At 40.9% G+C, this 21,136-nt stretch carries 26 protein-coding genes; 17 read left to right on the top strand and 9 right to left on the bottom strand.

From position 1 onward, the window contains the following. The first annotated feature begins 29 nt into the window (after positions 1-29). The 4 genes from CFR83_RS01575 (at position 30) to CFR83_RS01560 (ending at position 4,004) form a co-directional block, all read left to right on the top strand. Positions 30-950: a family 2A encapsulin nanocompartment shell protein gene (locus CFR83_RS01575; protein WP_088812162.1), complete on the top strand. Its 921-nt coding sequence runs from the start codon at positions 30-32 to the stop codon at positions 948-950. Continuing rightward, positions 937-2,607, top strand: a complete 1,671-nt coding sequence (locus CFR83_RS01570; RefSeq protein WP_088812161.1) for a family 2A encapsulin nanocompartment cargo protein cysteine desulfurase — start codon at positions 937-939, stop codon at positions 2,605-2,607. Before CFR83_RS01575 ends, CFR83_RS01570 begins: the two co-directional genes overlap by 14 nt. Positions 2,608-2,872: 265 nt before the next feature. Next, entirely contained in the window at positions 2,873-3,730 is an 858-nt protein-coding gene (locus CFR83_RS01565; protein ID WP_088812160.1) for an EAL domain-containing protein, read from the top strand. Position 3,731: 1 nt separating this feature from the next. Further along, the gene (locus CFR83_RS01560; RefSeq protein ID WP_088812159.1) at positions 3,732-4,004 is read left to right on the top strand and encodes a hypothetical protein; all 273 of its coding nucleotides are present in this window, start codon (positions 3,732-3,734) and stop codon (positions 4,002-4,004) included. Between the two features lie 279 nt (positions 4,005-4,283). Here the strand turns inward: CFR83_RS01560 and CFR83_RS01550 are convergent, their stop codons facing one another. The 5 genes from CFR83_RS01550 to CFR83_RS01530 all read right to left on the bottom strand — a co-directional run bounded on the left by CFR83_RS01550 (position 4,284) and on the right by CFR83_RS01530 (position 9,167). After that, complete coding sequence (locus tag CFR83_RS01550) at positions 4,284-5,222, bottom strand: CysB family HTH-type transcriptional regulator (protein WP_088812157.1); 939 nt, start codon at positions 5,220-5,222, stop codon at positions 4,284-4,286. Next, entirely contained in the window at positions 5,219-6,319 is a 1,101-nt protein-coding gene (locus CFR83_RS01545) for a sulfate/molybdate ABC transporter ATP-binding protein (RefSeq protein WP_088812156.1), read from the bottom strand. The genes CFR83_RS01550 and CFR83_RS01545 overlap by 4 nt, the downstream gene beginning before the upstream one ends. Next, a complete protein-coding gene (gene cysW, locus CFR83_RS01540; protein WP_088812155.1) occupies positions 6,316-7,191 on the bottom strand; it encodes a sulfate ABC transporter permease subunit CysW in 876 nt (291 codons plus the stop codon). The genes CFR83_RS01545 and cysW overlap by 4 nt, the downstream gene beginning before the upstream one ends. Next, positions 7,191-8,027 (bottom strand): sulfate ABC transporter permease subunit CysT, encoded by an 837-nt coding sequence (gene cysT / locus CFR83_RS01535; protein WP_088812154.1) that lies wholly within the window; start codon positions 8,025-8,027, stop codon positions 7,191-7,193. The genes cysW and cysT overlap by 1 nt, the downstream gene beginning before the upstream one ends. Before the next feature lie 144 nt (positions 8,028-8,171). After that, entirely contained in the window at positions 8,172-9,167 is a 996-nt protein-coding gene (locus tag CFR83_RS01530) for a sulfate ABC transporter substrate-binding protein (protein WP_088812153.1), read from the bottom strand. Between the two features lie 153 nt (positions 9,168-9,320). On the opposite strand from CFR83_RS01530, the gene CFR83_RS01525 reads away from it, so the two are divergent. Both CFR83_RS01525 and pal read left to right on the top strand, forming a co-directional pair. Then, positions 9,321-9,677 (top strand): hypothetical protein, encoded by a 357-nt coding sequence (locus tag CFR83_RS01525; protein ID WP_088812152.1) that lies wholly within the window; start codon positions 9,321-9,323, stop codon positions 9,675-9,677. Positions 9,678-9,709: 32 nt separating this feature from the next. Further along, positions 9,710-10,195, top strand: coding sequence for a peptidoglycan-associated lipoprotein Pal (gene pal, locus CFR83_RS01520; protein ID WP_088812151.1), 486 nt, complete (start codon positions 9,710-9,712; stop codon positions 10,193-10,195). An 87-nt stretch (positions 10,196-10,282) separates the two neighbouring features. On the opposite strand, the gene CFR83_RS01515 is transcribed toward pal, so the two are convergent. Continuing rightward, positions 10,283-10,678: a (deoxy)nucleoside triphosphate pyrophosphohydrolase gene (locus CFR83_RS01515; RefSeq protein WP_088812150.1), complete on the bottom strand. Its 396-nt coding sequence runs from the start codon at positions 10,676-10,678 to the stop codon at positions 10,283-10,285. An 89-nt stretch (positions 10,679-10,767) separates the two neighbouring features. Here CFR83_RS01515 and CFR83_RS01510 point away from each other — a divergent pair, with 89 nt between their 5' ends. Next, positions 10,768-11,550, top strand: a complete 783-nt coding sequence (locus CFR83_RS01510; RefSeq protein WP_088812149.1) for an AsmA family protein — start codon at positions 10,768-10,770, stop codon at positions 11,548-11,550. Here the strand turns inward: CFR83_RS01510 and CFR83_RS01505 are convergent. Next, positions 11,542-12,237: a haloacid dehalogenase type II gene (locus tag CFR83_RS01505; protein ID WP_088812148.1), complete on the bottom strand. Its 696-nt coding sequence runs from the start codon at positions 12,235-12,237 to the stop codon at positions 11,542-11,544. The two genes, CFR83_RS01510 and CFR83_RS01505, sit on opposite strands and share 9 nt — an antisense overlap. 222 nt (positions 12,238-12,459) lie before the next feature. On the opposite strand from CFR83_RS01505, the gene CFR83_RS01500 reads away from it, so the two are divergent. From CFR83_RS01500 to CFR83_RS01460, 9 genes are all read left to right on the top strand, one after another. Beyond that, positions 12,460-13,251: a DUF3108 domain-containing protein gene (locus CFR83_RS01500; RefSeq protein ID WP_165765033.1), complete on the top strand. Its 792-nt coding sequence runs from the start codon at positions 12,460-12,462 to the stop codon at positions 13,249-13,251. Positions 13,252-13,296: 45 nt separating this feature from the next. Continuing rightward, positions 13,297-13,668 carry a carboxymuconolactone decarboxylase family protein gene (locus CFR83_RS01495; protein ID WP_088812146.1) on the top strand — a complete coding sequence of 124 codons (372 nt, stop codon included), beginning with the start codon at positions 13,297-13,299 and terminating at the stop codon, positions 13,666-13,668. Between the two features lie 22 nt (positions 13,669-13,690). Further along, positions 13,691-14,116, top strand: coding sequence for an acyl-CoA thioesterase (locus tag CFR83_RS01490; protein WP_088812145.1), 426 nt, complete (start codon positions 13,691-13,693; stop codon positions 14,114-14,116). A gap of 89 nt (positions 14,117-14,205) precedes the next feature. After that, positions 14,206-14,784 (top strand): energy transducer TonB, encoded by a 579-nt coding sequence (locus CFR83_RS01485; RefSeq protein WP_088812144.1) that lies wholly within the window; start codon positions 14,206-14,208, stop codon positions 14,782-14,784. Positions 14,785-14,786: 2 nt separating this feature from the next. Continuing rightward, positions 14,787-15,503 (top strand): MotA/TolQ/ExbB proton channel family protein, encoded by a 717-nt coding sequence (locus CFR83_RS01480; protein WP_088812143.1) that lies wholly within the window; start codon positions 14,787-14,789, stop codon positions 15,501-15,503. Between the two features lie 11 nt (positions 15,504-15,514). Next, positions 15,515-15,928, top strand: a complete 414-nt coding sequence (locus tag CFR83_RS01475) for an ExbD/TolR family protein (RefSeq protein WP_088812142.1) — start codon at positions 15,515-15,517, stop codon at positions 15,926-15,928. Then, positions 15,928-16,131, top strand: a complete 204-nt coding sequence (hemP, locus tag CFR83_RS08445) for a hemin uptake protein HemP (protein ID WP_088812141.1) — start codon at positions 15,928-15,930, stop codon at positions 16,129-16,131. Before CFR83_RS01475 ends, hemP begins: the two co-directional genes overlap by 1 nt. 137 nt (positions 16,132-16,268) lie before the next feature. Further along, positions 16,269-18,482 carry a TonB-dependent receptor gene (locus tag CFR83_RS01465; protein ID WP_207758542.1) on the top strand — a complete coding sequence of 738 codons (2,214 nt, stop codon included), beginning with the start codon at positions 16,269-16,271 and terminating at the stop codon, positions 18,480-18,482. Positions 18,483-18,503: 21 nt separating this feature from the next. After that, positions 18,504-19,187: a Fe2+-dependent dioxygenase gene (locus tag CFR83_RS01460; RefSeq protein WP_088812140.1), complete on the top strand. Its 684-nt coding sequence runs from the start codon at positions 18,504-18,506 to the stop codon at positions 19,185-19,187. Between the two features lie 2 nt (positions 19,188-19,189). On the opposite strand, the gene CFR83_RS01455 is transcribed toward CFR83_RS01460, so the two are convergent. Beyond that, entirely contained in the window at positions 19,190-20,287 is a 1,098-nt protein-coding gene (locus CFR83_RS01455) for an alkene reductase (RefSeq protein WP_088812139.1), read from the bottom strand. Positions 20,288-20,426: 139 nt separating this feature from the next. Here CFR83_RS01455 and CFR83_RS01450 point away from each other — a divergent pair, with 139 nt between their 5' ends. Further along, on the top strand, positions 20,427-20,735 hold the full coding sequence (locus tag CFR83_RS01450) for a hypothetical protein (RefSeq protein WP_088812138.1): 309 nt from the start codon (positions 20,427-20,429) through the stop codon (positions 20,733-20,735). Positions 20,736-20,755: 20 nt separating this feature from the next. On the opposite strand, the gene CFR83_RS01445 is transcribed toward CFR83_RS01450, so the two are convergent. Continuing rightward, a complete protein-coding gene (locus tag CFR83_RS01445; RefSeq protein WP_108720854.1) occupies positions 20,756-21,112 on the bottom strand; it encodes an HNH endonuclease in 357 nt (118 codons plus the stop codon). Between the last annotated feature and the right edge of the window lie 24 nt (positions 21,113-21,136).

Below are 21,136 nucleotides of genomic sequence, written 5' to 3'. Positions count from 1 at the left end.
TTTTATTTTTTATTACTACAGGAGTATTTATGGCAGAAATTATTCAAAGTCCAACCGCATTAGGTGATGTGGCCGCGCGGCAACTGGCTAATGCGACTAAAACCGTTCCTCAGTTATCAACAATAACACCTCGTTGGTTAACGCATTTGTTGGGTTGGGTGCCAGTTGAGGCAGGTATTTACCGGTTAAATAAGGTGGTTAATGCATCTGAAGTGCTGACAGATTGTTCTGGAAGAGGTGAGGAGCGTGTTCTACCGCAAACATTTGTGGACTATGACGCAAATGCTCGTGAGTATTACCTAAACGCCGTTAATACTGTATTGGATGTTCATACTCGCGTATCTGATTTATATAGTAGCCCTTATAACCAAATCAGCGAACAACTACGTTTAACCATTGAAACAGTTAAAGAGCGTCAAGAGGGTGAATTAATTAATAATCCAGAGTATGGTTTGTTAAACAACGTTCACCCTGATCAACGGATTAAAACAAGAACTGGCGCGCCAACGCCTGATGACTTGGATGAGTTGTTAACAAAAGTTTGGAAAGAACCTGGTTTCTTCCTGGCTAATCCGAAAACTATTGCAGCATTTGGCCGTGAATGTACTCGTCGCGGCGTTCCTCCGCCAACAACAGGTTTATTTGGTAGTCAGTTCTTAACGTGGCGTGGTGTTCCATTGATTCCATCTGATAAGGTCAAAATTGAGGGTGGTAAGTCAAAAATCTTGTTGATTCGTTCAGGCGAAAGCAAGCAAGGTGTAGTCGGGCTTTATCAACCTAATCTTCCTGGTGAACAAAGTCCTGGTTTGTCAGTTAGATTCATGGGTATTAACAACAAAGCAATTGCTTCATATTTAATTTCTTTGTACTGCTCATTGGCTGTTCTAACAGATGATGCATTGGCTGTTTTGGACGATGTAGAGATCGGAAAGTACCATGAGTACAAGTAATTCAAGTCATGCCGGGTTTTTGGATCCACAAATTCTGGCTTCTTTAGCAAGTCAAAATTTTGTGAATCCACCGGTTTCTGATGACCATTTATCAGCATTACCTGGCCATGCTCAAATACCGACTCAGGTGTCTGGGCATGCGCCAAGCAATATTGATTCAAGCCTAACTCGTGGCGTACCCACTAGTCATGCTCCTGGTCAAGGTTTATCTGTTGGTTCTCACCCTTATGTTGATGGTGACTTTGCTAAATTTCTCAATCCCTTGTCTAACTTGCGTCTAGACACTGTGTTTGATGGTTTGGCTGGTGGTCAATCGGTAGGTAGTCAAGCTTTTATTCAAGATCCTCTATTGGGGACTTTGAGTCAGCCTAATTCAACTGATTTGTATCACCAAGTATTACCTCAGCATATTCCGCTACCTAAGCAAAAGCCGACCACGTTGGATGCTAACTTACTCAAAAAAGATTTTCCTATTTTGAGAGAGCGTGTGAATGGTCGACCATTGATTTGGCTAGACAACGCTGCTACGACTCAAAAACCGCAATCGGTAATTGATCGTATTAGTTATTTTTACGAGCATGAAAACTCAAATATTCATCGTGCAGCTCATGAGTTGGCAGCTAGAGCAACCGATGCATACGAGGGTGCCCGTGAAAAAGTTAGGGCGTTCTTAAATGCTAAATCTGTCAATGAGATTGTTTTTGTGCGTGGTACAACTGAAGCTATTAACTTAGTAGCTCAAAGTTGGGGAAGGCAAAATCTCAAAGAGGGTGATGAAATCATTCTTAGTAACTTGGAGCATCACGCTAATATCGTGCCTTGGCAGCTATTGGCAAAAGAGAAAGGCTTAAAGATCAAAGTTATTCCTGTGGATGACGATGGTCAGATCTTGTTAGACGAGTATCAGAAGTTACTCAGCCCAAGAACTAAGTTAGTTAGCTTTACCCAAGTGTCTAATGCTTTAGGTACTGTGACGCCAGCTAAAAAGATTATTGAGTTGGGACATGCTGCTGGCGCCAAGGTTCTATTGGATGGCGCACAGTCAGTTTCTCATATGAAAGCTGACGTTCAGGACTTAAATCCAGATTGGTTCGTATTTTCTGGGCATAAAGTATTTGGACCGACAGGTATTGGTGCTTTATATGGCAAGGAAGAGTTGTTGAATGAGACTCAACCTTGGCAGGGGGGCGGCAATATGATCAAAGATGTGACTTTTGATCATACGCAATTCCATGATGCGCCGGGCCGATTTGAGGCAGGTACTGGCAATATTGCCGATGCAGTCGGTTTAGGTGCTGCTATTGATTACGTTAATTCGGTTGGTATTGAATTAATTGAGCAGTATGAACACCAACTCTTGTTATATGCAACGCGTTTATTGAAAGATATTCCAGGTCTTCGCTTGATTGGAACAGCAAAAGAAAAAGCGGGTGTTTTATCGTTTGTTATTCCTGGGTTAAAAACAGAAGAAATTGGAGCTGCTTTGAATAAAGAGGGTATTGCGGTTCGTTCTGGCCACCATTGCGCTCAACCTATTTTGAGGCGTTTTGGTGTTGAGAGCACTGTCAGACCGTCGTTAGCTTTTTATAACACTTGTCAGGATATTGATACGCTCGTATCAGCTATCTACAAGATTAAGTCTGGAGCATTAAAGTAATCCAGTGTTGCATAAATCAGGCCCCTAACGGGGCCTTTTTTATGGCTTGCCCGTTAGAGCCCAAAGCAACAAATTCGCATAGCTTATGAATTCTTCTTGGTTTGTTAATTGGCTAAATCCATTTAACCTTACGCCTAAGGAGCTTATTCAATGCAAACATTTGCTTACGAAATATTAATTGGTGTGTCGGCGATTTTTAGTGCCGCTTTTTATTTGGCTGGGCGTATTTCAGATAGGCAGTTATCTTAATTATTAGTCATAGACCATGTCTTATCAGAACCACCCAATACCTGTTAAAGCGCAATTATTCTTAAATAGCCTATCAAAATCACCCATTGGCCAGGCAATCACTTGGTCTGGTTCTGGAGAGATAGTTGGTCATTGGCGTGGCTGGAAGATTTCATCTGTATTTCAGCCGATACTTCATTCGGTCCACTCTGTGAATGCGCATGGCTATGAAGCGTTTATACGATGCGTAAATTCACAAGGCGTCAAAATCACACCACGTGGTTTATTTGCCAATACCTCAGATGCAGAATCATTAATGCATTTGGACAGATTGTGCCGTACTGTTCATTTACTAAATTTTATTTTGGGTACATCGAGTGACAAAAAATTATTTTTAAATGTTCATGATGGCTTGATATTTGCTGTAGTTGATAACCATGGCTCTGCTTTTAGAAAAGTTGTTGATGCCCTTGGTTTCTCATCAAAACGAGTGGTGATTGAGTTGCCACTCGAGTTGAGTAGAAATACCAATCATTTATCTTTTGTTTTGCAAAACTATCGGTTGAATTCGCTGGATATAGCGATCAATATTGATTCAATTGAGCAATGGCTGAGTATTCCTCAGTTGCCAAAAGTTAGTTATATAAAAATTGCTAGAAATATTCTGGATACTTACCCTAATCCTGTGGAACAAGTTAAGGCTTTATTGGCTAGTGATCCTGATGTGAAAGTTGTCATTACCAAGAATGAAACATTCTTTGACTCATTTGAGGATTCTCGTTTGTATACCCAAGGGCATTCATATGGTTATCCGGCTCAGTTGGTCAGTGACTTCCCGCTAAATATCTTTGGGCAGCAGGATGTGACTACGCCTGGTCTGTTTATTGGAGGTTAATTTGAGTCAGGAAATTGGTAAACCGGTTCAAGATGCTGAGTCAACACTTGATTTACTCGGGGTTATTTTTGGTGTCTCACTAGCAATCTTGTCAGTGTATTTAATTATTGATAAGCATTTTTTCATTGATTTTGTGCATGGCACACACGACGTCTTGTTGTTTGGTGTGCTCACTTTTATTGCATTGATTGCCAGTATTATTTTGATTATTAAGTCATTACCACCGGTATCTTCTGATGGCTCTGGTGACTATCGGGAGCAAACACCATTTTGATTAATTTGGCAGCATTAAGACCCGCATAATTTTCTGGTTGTATGCAGTAAAGATACTTGATAACCCAGTGACTCAACGCCCTTCATCAAGGTAGATATTTTCGCGTCAGTATTTTTAATACTTAGCTTATAAGTTAACTCACCTAAGTTGTCGGTTGTGGAGTCGCTTTCGTCTGTGATCAGTTCAAAAGTTAAGTTGCTGTCAATTTGCATTAAACATCTGCTTAACAAATTCTCATCTACAGGAGCCTTACCGATCAACATTAATACCACCACAATATCACTCCAACTCAGGTTGATTGGGGCTTAGAGCTAGCTTAATGTCACTCTCTGTTAACTCTTTAGAACAGAGTTCAATGAACTTATAGGCGTAACCACGTAAGTAATGACCTTTGCGAATCGCAATCCGTGTGGTGTTATTACTAAATAGGTGAGAGCTTTCAAGCAGTGTTAGTTGTGTGTCACGATCTTTTTGGTAGGCCATCGATGCAATGATGCCAATGCCTAAGCCTAGCTCGACATAAGTCTTGATAACGTCAGCATCAAGAGCAGACATCACAATATCTGGGGTGATATTGGCTTTTAAGAATGTTTCATCAATGATTTGTCGTCCCGTAAATCCTTCGTGGTACGTCACAATCGGATGCTCTGCTAAATCCTCTAGTGAGATCTTCTGCAATTTTTCTAATGGGTGCCCCTTGGGTACGATTACAGCATGGTGCCATGAGTAGTAGGGGAAAGTAGCTAATTCTGGAATTTGGCTAATAGCTTCTGTGGCAATACCAATATCTGCGCGCCCATCAGACAGCATTTCGGCAATCTCATTGGGGCTACCTTGATGCAGGGCTAAGTGAACCTTTGGAAAAGCCTTTTTAAATTGACTTACCACTTTAGGTAAGGCGTAACGAGCTTGAGTATGGGTAGTGGCAATGGTTAGCTGACCTTTGTCACTTTGGCTAAATTGTTCGGCTAGCTGCTTAATATTCTTAGCGTCTAGCAACATTCTTTCAACTATTCCTAACAATTCTTTGCCGGGATCAGTTAGTCCAAGCAGGCGCTTACCTTTACGAATAAATAATTCGATGCCTAATTCATCTTCTAAATCTTTGATGTGCTTACTAACACCAGATTGAGAGGTGTACAGGGCATTACCAACCTCTGTTAGGTTGTAATTTCTTCTAACGGTTTCTCTGATAATTCTTAGTTGTTGAAAATTCATGCTTTGCTCGCTTGCTGAGAGTTATCAAATACTTTGAGTTGTGATGGCACGATTCTTACCGTCAAACCCTCGCTTAAATTTCTATTAACCACTTCAGCTTTTGATAGCTCTACCTCAAAGTGTTGTGGTAAACCATCGTTGTTAGTACCCTCGATTGCAGACAATTCAATTCTTGAGTTAACACCAAATGACAAAATCCTATCAATCTTGGCGGCTACGCCATCATGACGTGTTGAATAATCAACGATGTCCAATTCATGTGGTCTGGCAAAAGCTACAACAGGTGTGCCGCTGGCTAAGTTAGTTGAAGTGCTGTGTTGAAGGTTGTGTTCACCGACCTGAATTCCATCACCATCGACGCGACCGTGGAATAGATTCACATTACCTAAGAACCCATACACGAATGGTGTGGCAGGTTTCTCATAAACCTCATCTGGACTACCAATTTGTTCTACTTTGCCTTTATTCATGAGAACTACTCGATCAGCCACTTCTAGCGCTTCCTCTTGGTCATGAGTGACAAAGATTGAAGTGATGTGTAATTCATCATGAAGTTTTCTTAACCAGCGACGTAGTTCTTTGCGCACTTTTGCATCAAGAGCTCCAAATGGTTCATCAAGTAACAAAACCTTTGGCTCAACCGCTAAAGCTCTAGCTAGCGCGATACGTTGACGTTGGCCGCCGGATAGTTGGGCTGGGAAGCGATCATGCAACCAATCAAGCTGAACCAAATTGAGAAGTTCATGAACCTTTTTAGCAATTTCAGGCTCACTCAAACGCTCTTTTTTATTTTTAACTCTGAGACCAAAAGCCACGTTATCAAATACAGTCATGTGCCTAAATAGGGCGTAATGCTGGAATACAAACCCAACTTGACGTTCACGTACGTGACGAGCTGATGCATCGTCTCCATCTAATAGAACTTGACCACTGTCCGATGTCTCCAAGCCAGCAATAATGCGTAATAGGGTGGTTTTGCCGCAACCAGATGGGCCTAGTAAGGCTACTAATTCGCCAGTAGGAAAATCTAAAGAAACATTATCTAAAGCAACAAAGTCGCCAAATGACTTATTAATGTTTTTTACTTGGATACTCATTTTTGTCCTTCAATTAGCGGTTCTGCATGTGTTTCTGCGCGAAGACGCCATTCCACATAAGTTTTAATAGCAAGGGTTAGTAGGGCCAGCAAAGCCAAAATTGATGCCACTGCAAAAGATGCAGCGAAGTTGTATTCGTTGTAAAGAATCTCAACATGCAACGGTATGGTGTTTGTGTAGCCTCTGATATGACCTGATACAACTGACACAGCGCCAAATTCACCCATGGCGCGAGCATTACAAAGAATCACACCGTACAACAATCCCCACTTAATATTGGGCAATGTCACCTTGAAAAATGTTTGCCAACCATTTCCACCTAAAACAGTAGCGGCTTCCTCTTCTTCTCGACCTTGTGCTTCCATGAGTGGGATAAGTTCACGAGCAACGAATGGGAAGGTAACGAAAATGGTCGCCAATACGATTCCGGGTATAGCAAAAATGATTTTGATATTTTCACTTTCCAACCAGGGGCCTAGCCAACCTTGTGCACCGAACACCAATACGTAGATTAAGCCTGCAATAACTGGAGAGACTGAGAATGGCAAATCAATTAATGTGATTAAAAGATGTTTGCCTTTAAAGTCAAATTTGGTAATTGCCCAAGCTGCGGCAACACCAAACACCAAGTTGAGTGGCACAGAAATAATGGCTGCAATCAAAGTTAGTTTGATGGCAGATACTGCATCAGGTTCTGTGATAGCAGCTAGATAGACGTCAAAGCCTTTTTTAAGGGCTTCTACAAATACTGAGATGAGTGGCAAAAGCAAAAAGAATCCAAAGAAACTTAATGAGATCAGGACTAAGCTGTACTTGACTAACTTTGGTTCGCTAGTAGCGGCACTTCTTTCAAATCTAGAGATATTGCTCATTAACGTGTCCTCCCAGTGCGTTTTGCAGTCCACGCTTGTAGAGCATTAATAGCAAACAAAAGAATTAATGAAATCACAAGCATCACAACAGCGATTGCTGTGGCGCCAGAGTAGTCGTATTGCTCCAGTCTTGTGATGATCATTAAGGGGGTGATTTCTGAAACCATGGGGATATTGCCGGCAATAAAAATGACTGAGCCATATTCGCCAACAGCTCTAGCAAATGCCAGAGCAAATCCAGTTAATAGTGCAGGTAAAAGAATAGGTAACACCACGATATGGAAGGTTTGCCAACGATTGGCACCCAAACTGGCAGACGCTTCTTCTAGCTCAGTTTCAAGATCTTCCAGAATTGGCTGAACAGTTCGAACAACAAATGGAAGACCAATAAAAACCAGCGCAATCAGAATCCCTAATGGCGTAAAAGCTACTTTGATACCTAGAGGATCTAAGTACTGCCCAACCCAACCATTCTTGCTATACAGGGCTGTTAAAGCGATACCAGTAACCGCAGTAGGTAAGGCAAATGGCAAATCGACTAATGCATCGACAATTTTTTTACCAAAAAAGCTATATCTCACTAGTACCCATGCAAGCATCAAACCAAATACAGCATTAATTAAGCCTGCTATGAGGGATAAGCCAAAACTCAGTTTGTATGAGGCAACAACGCGAGGTTCGCTGATGACTTGCCAAAAATGATCAAAGCCTGAGCTCCCAGCTTTAAAAGCAACAGCTGAGATTGGTATTAATACAATCAGTGATAGGTAAACCAGTGTATAGCCTAGAGAAAGGCCAAATCCTGGAAATATTTGATTTTTGCTTAATTTGGACATCTTGGCAGTCTAAAAACATCGTAAAAGCTTGTGAACTAATTAAAGTTGATTAGCTTATGCAAATAATGAATATAAAAAACCGCCCATCTCCGGGCGGTATCAAGGGACTATCAGGAGAGTGTTTAGATCATTTTGTGTATATGCTTATTTCACAATAATCTGATCAAAAGTGCCGCCATCAGAGAAATGTGTTTTTTGGGCTTTCTGCCAGCCACCAAAAACTTCATCGATGCTAAATAACTTCACTTTTGAGAATTGGTTTGCATATTTAGCTGCTGCCTTTGCATCGCGAGGGCGGTAGTAATGTTTGCCAGCAATCTCTTGACCCTCTGGTGAGTAGAGGTACTCTAAGTAAGCAGTAGCAACTTTACGAGTTCCTTTTTTATCAACATTTTTATCAACCACTGTCACTGGCGGTTCAGCCAAAATTGACAGAGAAGGCGTAACAATTTCATATTTCTCAGGACCTAGTTCTTTAACGGCTAGGAATGCTTCATTTTCCCAAGAGATAAATACGTCACCAATTCCACGTTCTGTAAAGGTGGTTGTTGATCCACGAGCGCCAGAATCTAGCACTTTCACATTGGCATAAAGTTTCTTTACAAACTCTTTTGCTTTGGCATCGTTGCCACCTTGTTGTTTAAGTGCATAGGCCCATGCAGCAAGGTAGTTCCAGCGAGCGCCACCAGATGTTTTAGGGTTTGGTGTGATTACCTCTACGCCTGGTTTAATTAGATCATTCCAGTCTTTAATACCTTTTGGATTACCTTTTCTAACCAAGAAAACAATGGTTGAGGTGTAAGGAGAAGAGTTGTTCTTTAGACGTTTTTGCCAGTTTTTAGGAATTAGATCTTTTTCGCCCAAAATATCGATGTCATAGGCAAGCGCCAATGTCACCACATCTGCATCCAAGCCATCTAGCACTGCGCGGGCTTGTTTGCCGGAACCGCCATGAGATTGTTTGAAATTAACCTCTTCGCCAGTTTTCTTTTTCCAGTGGTCGGCAAATGCCTTATTGAAATCCTGATAAAGCTCGCGAGTTGGATCGTAAGATACATTTAATAGTGTTGGACCAGCAAAGCTCGTGGCTGAAATGCCAATGCTAAGTGCTAGTGCTGTAAATATTTTTGAGATTTTCATGATGTTTCCTTTTGTGTCGATGAATGCACTTTATGGGGTTAACACCAGTATGTGAACCAAGAAAAAGTGATTTACATATCTAATATGTGAATATGGGGTATCGGGTTTCCCCACATTTGTAATTGCGTGAGGCATTGATACAATCAAAGCCAAATGAAGCGCCAAAGTAAATTCCTATTAATTCTGCTATGTCTCAGCCTTCTGTTATTTAAGGCTGTTTCTGGTAATCGATTTGTTGAAAATGGCATCAAGCGCGCAGAGATTTACAGCAATTACTCCGCCTATATATTGGCTCAGCAAGAGATTGAAGCCTCAGGCATGAGTGATGACAAAAATAATTTGACCAGAGCTATCTCAGTACACATGCTAGGTATTGTGATTGGTATATTTCTCTTATTCGGAGCTGCTCAGCTCAAGCAAATAATGAGAGCTATTGTTAAGGTTCTTAATAGTGCACAGTTAAATCAAGAAATATTCAAGCCACCCAAAAACATATATATACCCATTTGAATTTTTATTTTTTATTTTTAAAAGGAATATATATGTCTAAGTTATTAAAAGTTATTTTGGCAGTTGGTTTTGTATCAATTTTGGGTGCTTGTAGCACCACTGATTCAAATAAGGTGGCATCTGTTGATGTAACTGGCCAATCAATGGGCTATGACCCAATTAATGATCCAAAGTCAATCGTTTATGGCAAAAGAAGTATCTACTTTGATTTTGATAGCTACAAAGTAAAGCCTGAGTATCAGTCTGTTGTAGAGGCACATGCTAAGTATCTTCGTGAAAACAAAGATAAGAAAGCTAATATCGTTATTCAAGGTAATACTGATGAGCGTGGCACTACAGAGTACAACTTGGCTCTTGGTCAAAAGCGTTCTGAAGCAGTTAAAAAATCTTTGTCATTGCTAGGCGTGGAAGCGTCTCAAGTTGAGGCTGTGAGTTTTGGTAAAGAAAAACCTAAAGCATCTGGCAGTAACGAGGAAGCTTGGAAAGAGAATCGTCGAGCTGATATCGTTTACAAGTAAACAAAAAAGTCACCCTCGGGTGACTTTTACTTAGTGACTCTAAAATTGAATGAATAGTTACCTTAAGGCGTCAAAACCTTTAGGTAACTATTGACCAAATTTCTGAATGATTTTTTGAGCGATTGGCAAATCAGCTGGGGCCAATTTGTAGCTTGATAGCTCTTCAATAGGGGCCCATGCCAAGAAGTCATGGACTGTGCCAACTGGTTGTTGATCCCCAATATCTGCCAACATTGCAATTAGTTGAATTTCCCCACCATCGTAAGTGTGGTCGACCAACATAAAAATATCTTCGCTGACTTTGGCGTTCACGCCCAATTCTTCCTGGAGTTCTCTCTTTAAGCAGTCAACTAAGGATTCGCCATTTTCGACTTTGCCACCTGGAAACTCCCAGTAAGCTCCAAGGGCTTGATTAGGTTTTCTTCTGCCAATCAATACCCTTGATTCGTTCAAAATAATTGCTGCAGTGACAATTTTCTTCAATGGATTGATCCTTAGGTATGCTTAATGATTGGGTGATGCTTGTATTCTAATACGGCAGCTAAATTTACTAAATCATAGATAATTGCCATATGAAATTACTTAAGAAACTCTTTATAGCCATTGGTGTTTTGGTGTTGCTATTAGTGGGCTTTACCCTTTATGGCATCTATGAAATAGATAGCTTGGTAAAAAGCGGTATTGAAAAATATGGCTCAGAGGCAGTTAAAGCCCAAGTTTCGCTAGGGTCGGTGAGTGTGGATCTTAAAAAAGCACAAGTGACGCTTAAAAAGCTTACTGTTGCTAACCCAGAAGGATTCAAAGAAAAGAATGCTTTTTATGCAGGTGAGGTTGTGATTGATCTAGATGAAAACCACCTCAACACATCAAAAATCATTGTGCAAAAAGTGAGTATTGCAGCCCCAACGGTTACTTATGAATACAGTTCTAAGGGCGACAATCTGGGAATATTGCAAAACAATGCCATCAACTATGCCAAGCAAGTGGCTGATAGCGTAGGAGTTGATTCAGCTAAGTCTTCTGAAAAATCAAAGTTGAAAATATTGATTAAGGATGTTTATCTCAGCGATGTGTCACTGCTGCTAAGAGATAGTCGCTTATTTGATTCGTCTATCAAATTACCTTTGCCTAATATTCATATGACGAAGCTTGGTAATGCAGATGATGGCTCGGATCCATCTGAAGTCGCGGGGCAGTTGATGAATAGCTTATTTGGATCTACTAAAAAAGTTGTCACAGAATCAGCACCAGCGGCTTTAGAGCAAGCAGGTGTTCAGTTGAAAGATGCTGAAACAACTATAAAAAACACTGGCAATAAGATTTTTAAAGAAATTAAAAATTTATTTTCAAACTAACTTTTTTGCTAGATCAATAAAGTCGGCTGCGCTCAAATCAAAGTCCGAGACATCTGGTATTGGCTTGATTTGATTGGCGCCGAATTCTAGAGCGCGGTGAACATATGCGGTTTTGAGTCCGTATGACTTGGCTGCCTTTAAATCATTTGTGTGAGTGGCAACCAGCATCACTTCATGTGGTTGAACATCAAAAATATCAGCAACACCTAAATACGTTTCTGGGTCGGGTTTGTAGTGCCTAAAAACCTCAGCAGATAAAATTAGATCCCAAGGCAATCCACCAAATTTAGCCATATTGGCTAATAAACCCAAGTTGCCGTTAGATAGAGTCACGATTTTGAATCGTCTCTTGAGTAGAAGTAAGCCTTCAACAGTATCTGCCCAAGGATGTAAGCGATGCCAAATTAAATTGAGGTGTACTTTTTGTTCTTCGCTTAAATGGGTGATCTTGAAATCGTCCAAAATTTTGTCAAGAATCATGCGGTGCAGAACGTCGATTTTTGTCCAGGTCTTTGCGCCTTTGCGAACTTCAGCCATAGCTGGCTCATAACCAGAACGCCATGCATTCGCGAATTGGTCGGCATCAATATTCAAGCCCATTTGTTGGATTTCTTGCATGATGGAGCCATGCCAATCTACGGTTGTGCCAAATACATCAAAAGCGATTACTTTGATTGGGGAATTCATGGCAAAAGATTACTATGAATTAATTGATTTGTCTTGCGAGCTCCAACAATCATTCAAATTAAGGTTAACATTTGGAGCATGATCATTGATTCGAGAAGCTATCGATTCCCTAGGCGATATTTATGGCTTGCTATAGGCTTTTCTTTGTTTATCCATCTATTTGTCTTTTTTCAATTAGATTGGACTATTAATCTTGACGCTACCCCCAGTCAATCTGTGGTGATGACTAAGCTCATTAATATCGAAGAAATTAAGCAGTCAAAGCAGTCAAAGCAGCCAAAGCAGTCAACTCAATCCGATAGCAGTCTAATTAATGATTCAACTACAAAGCTTGGTAATGCAGAGCAGGGTGCCGATCAAGGTCAGGATTTTAGGTTGCCACCTTCAGCACTTTTGTCTTATGCCTCATTTGTAAACGGTAATCCAAATCAAATTGCTCAAATTAATTGGCTTAATTTGGGCGATGCCTATCAAATCAAAGTTACGCTGACTGTGCCCTTTTTAGGGGACTATATTTTCTCAAGCAGTGGCAAAGTTGATCGCTATGGTCTGGCCCCTGACTTTTACGAAGAGATTAGGGGCAGTAAGGGAGCTAGAAATATTGAATTTGCAAGACAGGCCAATAGCATCAAATATTCAGTGAACGGACAAGCATCTGATTTGCCGAAGGGTACGCAAGATAGATTTAGCGTTTTATTTCAGTTAGCTAGTTTGGTGGGCGGTAACCCTCAAATAGATGGCTCTGGTATTGCAAGAGAGATTCCTATTGCAGAAATTGATAAATTAAGCCAGTGGATTTTTGTTAGCCAAGGTGATGAAGAGGTATCTGACCCTGCGGATGCCAAAAAAATTAAAGCTAGATATTTTGTGCGCTTGCCAAGAGACGAAGGTGATAAGCGCAAGTTGGAGGTATGGTTGGCAGAAGAGCATCATTGGTTGCCGCTAAAGATTGTTCAAACCGAGCCTAATGGTCGAGTTTTTGAGCTTTTCCTTATTAAGCGCCAAGACACTTAGATTACTGTTTATCATTCATCAAATTAATCATTAATTGAGGTGTACATGAATACCAAAGAAGGTTTTGCAAAAGGTTTAGCTATTCGTAAAGAGGTTTTGGGTGAGGAGTATGTCAATAATTCTTTAGCTAATGCTGATGAGTTCAGTATGCCTTTACAGGAATACGTTACAGAGCATGCTTGGGGTGCGGTATGGGATCGACCTGGTTTAACAAAAAAGCAACGCAGCATGATCACGTTATCAATTTTGGTGGCGATTAACCGTCCACATGAGTTAAAAATTCATTTGCGTGGGGCTTTAAATAATGGCGTTACCAAAGAAGAAATTAGAGAGTTATTTCTTCATGCCGCAGCCTATTGTGGTGCGCCTGCCTGTGTAGATGCTTTTAGAACTGCCAAAGAAGTATTTGCTGAGTAAACTTTATTACAGAAATATAAACATGCCTCGCATCAAATTAGACCTCCCGGAATCATTCGCATTTACAACAGATTTGCAACTTTATATTGGGCATATCAACTATGGTGGCCATCTTGATAATGCCCAGTTGATCACCTTAGTTTCTGAGGCGCGGGTACGATTCTTAAAGTCGATGGGGTATAGCGAGCTGGATATTGAGGGCCTTGGCATTGTGGTGGCTGATCATTTCATCCAGTACAAAGCAGAGGGGTTTCATGGGGAAACCATTCGTATTCAGATGCAGCCACAAGACTTTAATAAATATGGCTTTGATTTGATCTATAGGATTGATTGCTTGGAAAATCCTCGTGAGCTAGCCAGAGGTAAGCAGGGTATTGTCTTTGTTAACAAAGAAACAAAAAAGGTGGCAAATGTTCCGCCAATATTTGCCAAGAAATTTTCCATATAAATCAGGTCGCTAACAAATATTTCATAACCCATAGCAACTCGCCTATAAACATTAATGAGAATTGTTCTTATTTGTGTTAAGATGGAGGCATGGATAGCGTATTTGATGGCTCAAACTTCATAAAAACAGGCACATGGGTGTTGGGAGCCCATGTATTAGCTATTGCCTTCCTAGCATTGGGTTTATATCTCAAGCCTAATACAGAGTTCATCATGATGGCGGAAATGATTGATCGCCAGTCAAGTGCTTTGGTGCAGAACTTTACAAAATCTAATGACACCAAAGAAATCAAGGATAAAAAAGAAGTTTTAAAACTGAGCGATTCTGCGGCTGAGGCTGCCAGCGAAAAAAAACCAGTAGATGGAAATCCTGGGGCAGCTGCTGTGTATATGCCTAATGCAGATGCAAGCGAATTAAATAATCCTAAGCCGCCATATCCCGCCATTTCTAGACGACTGGGGGAGCAGGGTAGGGTAATTCTTAAAGCATGCGTTAGTAATGTTGGCGGCATAGATTCGCTGAGTCTTATTAAAAGTTCGGGTTTTGATCGTCTAGACCGAATTGCTCTTGAAACCGTACAACGCTGGAAATTCATTCCTGCAAGGCGTAGCCAGCAACCTGTAGCCATGTGTTACCAGTTACCCATTCAATTTACTTTGGAGAAATAGTCGTGACCAATCAGTTAGGTGTTATTCACATGTGGCTTGAGGGTGGTTTAGTTATTCAATTAACGGCCATCGCTCTAATTACTATGTCTGTAATTTCATGGACCGTCATCATTGTTAAAGGTCTGATGATTCATCGCTCGAAAAAACAAGCAAAAGCATTGCATCATTTTTGGCACAGTGCTGATCTCAATGAGGGATTAAAAACTCTTAGTGCAAGCGATGAAAAAGGTATTAATACTTTCAAATTGTTGGCTCTAGAGGGGCAAAGTGCTATGGCACATCATCGGCACACTGAGAAACACTTGCATGATCATTTAGATCTTAGTGATTGGATGACTGGTAGTTTGCGTAATGCCATTGATGATGCGCAAGAAAAACTAAGTTCTGGTTTGGCTTTATTGGCATCTATTGGATCAACAGCTCCGTTTGTTGGACTATTTGGAACTGTTTGGGGAATTTATCACGCACTAATCACTATTAGTGAGGTAGGGCAGGCAAGTATTGATAAGGTGGCAGGCCCAGTGGGTGAGGCGCTGATTATGACGGCATTTGGTTTGGCAGTAGCTATACCAGCAGTGCTAGGTTACAACGCATTGGTACGTGGTAACAAATTCATTGTGGGCAAGTTAAATCGTTTTGCATATGACTTGCACTCATATTATGTCACAGGAAACCGCATTCAAAGACCTGACTCTGACAAACTTCAGCCAGTCATTTGAGGAGAAAAATCATGGCTTTCGGAAGTTTAGACAGTGGTGATCAGGAGGTGATGAGTGAAATCAACATGACTCCATTAGTTGATGTCATGTTGGTTTTGTTAATTATTTTTATTGTCACTGTGCCTGTGATGAAGCATGCAGTTGACTTTAATTTGCCACAAGCAACAAGTAAGGCTCAGCAAGACAAACCTGACACGATTAGATTATCAATTGACGCATCGGGAAGATATAACTTGGATAAACGGGTGTTAACTGCAGCTGAGTTGGAGCTCGAGTTAAAGCGTTTGGCAAGTCAGCAGAATCAACCATCTTTGCACATTTACGGTGATAAAAAAGTTGCATACGAATATGTCGCATCTGCAATGGCAATGGCTAATCGAGCTGGTTTGCAAAAAGTTGGTTTTGTAACAGAGCCAGGCAAGTAATGAGTGCTGACAAAAAAACCACTTTAGCGCCAACCATTATTTCACTGGAGGCTGAAAAGCTTCAGGCTGAGGCAAGTTTCAAGGCTAGAGTCGTAACTAGTAAAGATTTATTGGGGGAAAGCAAGTCCCTGGTAATACAGCATGAGGGGGAGACGTATCACTTACGTGCCACCAAATTTGGAAAGTTAGTTCTAACTAAATAACTTTCATACTAAAAATTCGTTAGTAGCCAGCCGTACATGAGTTTTACCGATATCAATCATTAACTCACGCGATGCAGCAAGCCAATAAATACCGTATCTAAATATTTTTTAGATACATCTTCTTATTGGAGTTTGTTTTGGAAAAAAGAAATATTAAAAAGACGTCAAAAAATTCAGTTGCAAAGCCTGGTCATCTTCATGGCATAGGTGCTGCAGTGGCTGCAATGTTAATGGCTCCCGCAGTATCAATGGCTCAGGCAGAAGAAACTAAGGTTCTTAATCAGATTGATGTCAAGAGTACTTATGAGCAAGGTGCTGTTGGGTATAACTCAAGCACTACAACAGTTGGTAAGACAACGCAGGCTGTTAAAGATATTCCGCAAGCTATCACCATCGTTCCAAAAGAGTTAATTCAAGATAAAAATAACGACAACTTGAAGGATGCTCTAAGAAACGTTGCTGGTATGACATTTAATGCTGGTGAAGGAGGTCGTATTGGTGACAATATGAACTTGCGAGGCTTCTATTCATTTGGTGATTTATATTCTGATGGCATCAGAGATACAGCTCAATACAATCGCGAAACATTCAATCTTGAGCAGATTGATGTTTTAAGAGGTTCTGGCTCGATGTTATTTGGTCGTGGTCAGGCGGGCGGTGTGATCAATCAAGTTTCAAAAACTCCTTTTATGACCGACAAGGGAAATGTCACGGCGACAGTTGGCAGCTATGACTACTATAGATCTACGACAGACATAAATAAAGTCATTGATGAAGCAAGTAGTACTGCAATCCGCATCAATGCAATGGTTCATGATGCAAAAAGTTCAAGAGATGTTGTGAGTAGTCAGCGTGAGGGCTTGGCGCCAACTATCACTTGGGGTATCGGCACTGCCAATCAAATAAGTATTGGCCACTACTACTTAAAGACCAATAATGTGCCCGACTATGGCATTGGATTTAATTCCACCACTAGATTGCCAGTGAATGTTTCTGCTAAACAATTTAGCGGAACTACTGCTGACTATGAAGATAACGTCACTAATATGACAACTATCGCTCAGGAGTACACCTTTGATGCGGATACCAAATTAAATACTAAGTTACGTAAATCAAACTACACCCGAGCATTGTGGTCCAACAAAGGTAGAAGTTCCTACCCTTATTCAACGTTGGCTTTGGCTAGCCCTCGTGGAGCTGAAGAAGATACCTATGCATTTCAATCTGACTTTAGTAAAAAATTTGCAACTGGTACCTTCAAACACGAATTGCTCATGGGTGTTGAATACTTAAAAGAAAATCTAAATCGCTGGACTTACGATAGAACAGCAAATGGCGCATGCGGTGGTGTTAGTGGTAATACTGTATCTGGTTATAGCCTGACGTGTGATCCATTTTTATATGGTTATGGCAATCAAAGGAAAGACCCGTCTAGCCTATTTGGGTACAAAGGTAATTCCTATGCCGCATATATTCAGGACATGGTTGAATTCAGCCGTGGTTGGAAGTTGCTAGGTGGGGTTAGGCAGGACTGGTTAAGGGCTGATTATTCCACTACGGGAACAAGTTTGGGCTCAACAAACCAAGCTAACGTTAATTTCTCAGAAAAAAGCTATCGCTCGGGTTTGACATATCAACCAAATGAAATGACCACTTATTACTTGGCATGGAATGATTCATTTAATGCCACGGCTGATTTGTATCAATTGTCAGCAGGTAGTGGATATCCTGCGGAACGTAGCAGTACAACAGAGGTTGGAGCTAAATGGGATTTATATGATGGTGATTTGTCCGTTCGAACTGCACTTTACAGGGCTTCAAAGGAGTGGGAGCGTAATACTGATCTAGAAAGTACGGGATCAATTAATGCTAAAAAGCGGCACACAGATGGTGTCGAATTTGAGTTTGCTGGGCGTATTGGTTCTTCATGGGAAATTTTTGGCGGCCTTGCTTTAATGGATGCCAAGATTGATGAGCGAGGTTACTCAAGTACTGGCAGACATCATTCATCAATTGATGGCATGACCCCGCGTAATACGCCAAAGTACACCTATAACCTCTGGACTACATATAGAGTGGATCCTCAGTTCAAAGTGGGTGGCGGGGCAACGGCAGTGGGACGTAGAATAATTTATGGTTTAAGCGGCAATGCTCCTGATATTAAAAATGTTCCTAGCTATGTTCGTTTTGATGCCATGGCTCAATACGACATAAAAAATGAATACACCATCAAGTTGAATATTCAAAACTTAATGAATAAAACAATTTATGAATCAGCTTATGAGAACGGTGGATTTGTGGTCCCTGGAACTAAGCGAGCGTTTCAGTTGACTGGAATTTATAAGTTTTAAATCTATGAGGGAGTCATCAGCATGTTGTTACATGTTCCTAAAGTACTAACAAAAAACCAAGTTTCAGAAATAAGAAAAATTATTGATGAAGCAGATTGGGCTGATGGCTCTATCACGGCAGGAACGCAATCGGCGAAAACTAAGAATAATCGGCAGTTGCCAGAGGATGGTGCAGCTGCGCAAAAAGCCAGAGGTATTGTCTTGCAGGCCTTAGCTATTAATGCCAAATATCTTGCTGGAGCACTACCTAAAAAAATCTATCCCCCACTATTTAATAGATATGACGGATCTAATAATTCATTCGGAAATCACATTGATAACTCCGTCAGAACTCATGCTGCCACGGGTAGGCATGTAAGAACTGATGTTTCATGCACGTTATTTTTATCTGAGCTCCAAGATTACGAGGGTGGTGAGCTAGTGATTGAAGATACTTACGGCTCACAAAGTATTAAATTTTCTGCCGGTGACATGGTTCTTTACCCTAGCTCATCAGTACATAGAGTCCAGCCTGTAACAAAAGGGTCAAGGGTTGCTTGTTTCTTTTGGACTGAGAGCATGGTTCGCTCTGATGAACAAAGACGTTTACTTTACGATTTGGATATGAGCATTTTGTCTTTGCGTGAGTCTCAAGGAGATACCGATGAGTCAGTCAAACTCACCGGCGTCTATCACAATCTACTCAGAATGTGGGCGGACGTTTAAAGTCAGCCAGATAATTTTGGATAATCGATATAACCCTCTGGCCCTGGTGCGTAAAAGGTATCTGGGTTGGGAGTATTGAGTGGTGCATTTTGCTTGAGGCGCTGCACTAAGTCAGGGTTAGCTATGTATAGTCTTCCAAAAGCCACTGCATCGGCCTTGCCTGATTCAACCGCATCGATAGCCATTTTTCGATCATAGCCATTGTTAGCAATATAAGATCCCTTGAAGTTAGCTCTTGCCCAAGCATAGTCAAACCCAGGTACATCACGAGGCCCACCAGTGGACCCCTCAATCATATGAATAAACGCAATGCCCCGTTTGCTGAGTTCTTCAATTAAATAGCCAAATACAGCTTGTGGATTGCTGTCGCTTAAATCATTACGTGGAGTAACGGGCGATAAACGAATGCCTACACGCCCAGCGCCAATTTCTTTGGCTACAGCATCGACAACTTCTAAGGCGAATTTGCAACGATTCTCTATCGACCCACCATAAGCATCTGAACGCTGATTAGCACCGTCTCTGATGAACTGATCAATCAAATAACCGTTGGCACCATGAATCTCTACGCCATCAAATCCAGCACGTATGGCGTTGGCAGCACCTTGCCTGAATTCATTAACAATTTTCTTGATTTCATCAATGGTTAATTCATGGGGCACTGGTAAATCTTCTTTGCCCTTGGGCGTGTATGCAGTGACATCCTTAGGTTGAATCGCAGAGGGTGCTACAGGTTCAGCGCCATCAATTAAATTGGGGTGTGTGATTCTGCCAACATGCCAAATTTGGGCAATGATCTTTGATCCTGCTTCATGTACTGCTTTGGTAATGGGCTTCCATCCATCTACCTGGGCATCAGAGTAAATTCCTGGGGTTGCATGGTAGCCTTTACCAATTGGGGAAACTTGAGTGCCTTCGCTAATAATCAGACCAGCATTGCTACGCTGACGATAATATTCAATATTCATATCGCTACCAGGCACATCGCCTTTTGTGGCATCTGCTCTACAGCGCGTTAAAGGCGCCATCACGACGCGATTGGCAATATCAATCACGCCAATGCGCGCCGGTTGAAACAATTTATATTGATTGGTTGTCATATTCAGAAAAGCTTGATAATTAGTTATACGTTATGTTTATTGAGTTTAGCCGAATATAAAATTATTTGAATTGATGTCTTGTTAACGGGGTAATAAAGTAATGTTCATGAGATTAAATCAACTATTTAAGTCCCTTGTCATGATAAGTTTTTTATCAGTCATGGTGGGGTGTGCAACCTTGACTCCTGAAAAAATTGCTAAAAGAGTCGACACCATGAATGACTTTGATTTATGCCTTGCGTCATCGGCTGAAATGGATAAGTTCACTTTTGCTCTTCCTGATGAAATCGTTACAGCTGCTAAAGAACGAATTGCCTCCAAAAAAATTGATTGCACCAGCAAGCAAGATGAAATTGTTAGATTCTTAGTAAAGTCCTTGCGTGATCAAGAAAAGCGTAATGAGCAATTTAGGACTCATTTTGGTTTTGGCTTTATGCGAGGCTGGTGACCAGGTGCTCTCTATATTCTCTAGAATATCTTTTCGCTTTTGAGCTTTTTACTCTTAGAGGTTCTTTCGTAAAAGTCATCGGGTTTAGACTTAACCCATTCGATGAACTTTTGCATTTCTGGCTGATCTTTGATGGCGTCAGCAGTGTTTAACTCTTTAGCCAATTTGGTTTCTGAGAAGAGGGCGTGTATTTGCCTATGGCAAATACGGTGCAAATATTGAGTTGTTTTGCCTCCCTTTGATTTTGGAACCAAGTGATGGGCATCTTTTTGAGAATTGGGTATTTTTCGATCACAGATAGGACATATCAGCTCAAGAATAGGTGAGCTATTAGCAAAATAATCTGTGATGAGCTTCTTGCGTATTTTTCCCAACATGATAAAAATTATCTTAATGTAATT

This window comes from Polynucleobacter victoriensis (assembly GCF_900187875.1).
Taxonomy (GTDB): domain Bacteria; phylum Pseudomonadota; class Gammaproteobacteria; order Burkholderiales; family Burkholderiaceae; genus Polynucleobacter; species Polynucleobacter victoriensis.
This window is presented reverse-complemented; position numbering and strand designations above follow the sequence as displayed.